We start from the raw sequence: 1,557 nt of genomic DNA, 5'->3' as shown, positions 1-1,557 counted from the left end.
CGCTTTTAGCGTGGCCTACGGCCAATCGCGCAGCGGCTCCAAAGGAGCATCGCTTCTTTCAACTTTGAAGGGAATGACTCGACATCGATGAAATGGGGATCGAATGCTAAACTTAAGCTATTGATTGCAATTCCCTTCGAGGTATGATTAAACCAAGGGGTAGTAATGGCTGAATCTTACTTAATTTATCTTGATGTTTGTTGCTTAAATCGTCCTTTTGATGATTGGCGACAAGATAGAATTCGATTAGAAGGACAAACAATTCTAGATATTTTTAAGCGGTTTTCTTCAGAAGAATGGAAGCTGGTAAGTAGTGAAGCTATAGAAGCAGAATTAAACCGAATGGTTAATCTTGACAAACTAGACAGGATTAGAAAATTATTACAGGTTGCTGAAAATAAAAGAATTTTAACCGAGGAAATAGATAAACGTTCTCAAGAAATAGAAAAGTTAGGCTTTGGTTTGTATGATTCTTTTCATATTGCTTGCGCTGAAACGGCTAAGGTAGATGTCTTATTGACAACGGATGATAGATTGCTCAAGAAAGCAATTAAGTATAGCCATCTCTTAAAAGTAAAATTAGATAATCCTGTCACTTGGTTAATGAACACTTTTGTATTAAAATAAAATAACAACAATGACACCAATTGAATTAAGACAAAAAGGGTATTATGCCTTAGTTAAGGAATTAGGGCAAGTTGATGCAATTCGTTTTTTACAAGATGTAGGATGGGGTTTTGGTGATTATACTCAAGAACGTCAACAGTCTCTAAAAAATGTGACAAGATCTGATTTTTGGCAAGACATTCAAGAAATTAGAGCCAAAAAAGACCTTGAAAATCAATGATTCTGTTGCAGCCAGCGAACGCGCCCCAAAAACTGTTGGTACGAAAGGGGAGCAGGTCAAAATTGTATAACAGATGAACTATATACTATCACAGCAAGCTAAAACACATTACGGGGCTATAGCTTGAGTACAAATGTTCTGCATAAGTGACATGCTCCCTCGGGTTGAGACTCAAGAAGAGATGTTCCATCAAATTCACCGCCTTCAATATCCAAATGATCAAGAACAGTGGGTACAACATCAGTTGCAGGTGCAACGGAAGAATCATCTAGTTCTTTATTAGATGCAATAAAAGTCCTTCTTTCCGAGTCAGTTTGTCCACCGTGATCAAAGCCTTCTGATGGTTCGCGACCATGATCTGTAGTTACAATCACTAACCAATCTTCATCGGGATATGCTGCTTCTCTTTCTTCTACCGCATCAAGAATTGTACCCACATGACCATCAGCCATAGTAATTGCTTCTAAATATTCGGTAGAAAAACCAAAATTGTGAGCCACAACATCAACGTTATCGAGATGAACGAAGGTATAAGCTGGCCCTTATTTTAAGATGAAATCGGCTACAGTTTGCGCAATAATATTATCTTGAGCCAGTTGATCATCAGTGGGTTCTGGTGCGGTCAATTCAAAATCAACAATTGAATTAATATCTTCCTGGGGGGGCGACGATAGCGATTGAAACGATTGATACGTCAAGAGTGTAACGAT

At 38.2% G+C, this 1,557-nt stretch carries 2 protein-coding genes and 1 pseudogene; 2 read left to right on the top strand and 1 reads right to left on the bottom strand.

Features of this window, described 5'->3' with window-relative positions:
• The first annotated feature begins 165 nt into the window (after nucleotides 1–165).
• Together BJP37_RS10925 and BJP37_RS10920 are read left to right on the top strand one after the other, a co-directional pair.
• Entirely contained in the window at nucleotides 166–627 is a 462-nt protein-coding gene (locus tag BJP37_RS10925) for a PIN domain-containing protein (RefSeq protein ID WP_075898772.1), read from the top strand.
• 10 nt (nucleotides 628–637) lie between these two features.
• Nucleotides 638–847, top strand: a complete 210-nt coding sequence (locus BJP37_RS10920) for a hypothetical protein (protein ID WP_070392463.1) — start codon at nucleotides 638–640, stop codon at nucleotides 845–847.
• Nucleotides 848–963: 116 nt separating this feature from the next.
• On the opposite strand, the pseudogene BJP37_RS10915 reads toward BJP37_RS10920, so the two are convergent.
• Nucleotides 964–1,374: pseudogene (locus BJP37_RS10915) on the bottom strand (alkaline phosphatase family protein); the annotation flags it as partial.
• Nucleotides 1,375–1,557: the final 183 nt, after the last annotated feature.

This window comes from Moorena bouillonii PNG (assembly GCF_001942495.1).
Taxonomy (GTDB): Bacteria; Cyanobacteriota; Cyanobacteriia; order Cyanobacteriales; family Coleofasciculaceae; genus Moorena; species Moorena bouillonii.
The sequence above is the reverse complement of the archived record's forward strand: the minus strand, read 5'-3'. Positions and strand labels throughout refer to the sequence as shown.

What these genes read in the sequence shown, in the direction of transcription:
- BJP37_RS10920 (WP_070392463.1), top strand. Translation starts at nt 638, where the DNA reads ATGACACCAATTGAATTAAGACAAAAAGGGTATTATGCCTTAGTTAAG.
- BJP37_RS10925 (WP_075898772.1), top strand. Translation starts at nt 166, where the DNA reads ATGGCTGAATCTTACTTAATTTATCTTGATGTTTGTTGCTTAAATCGT.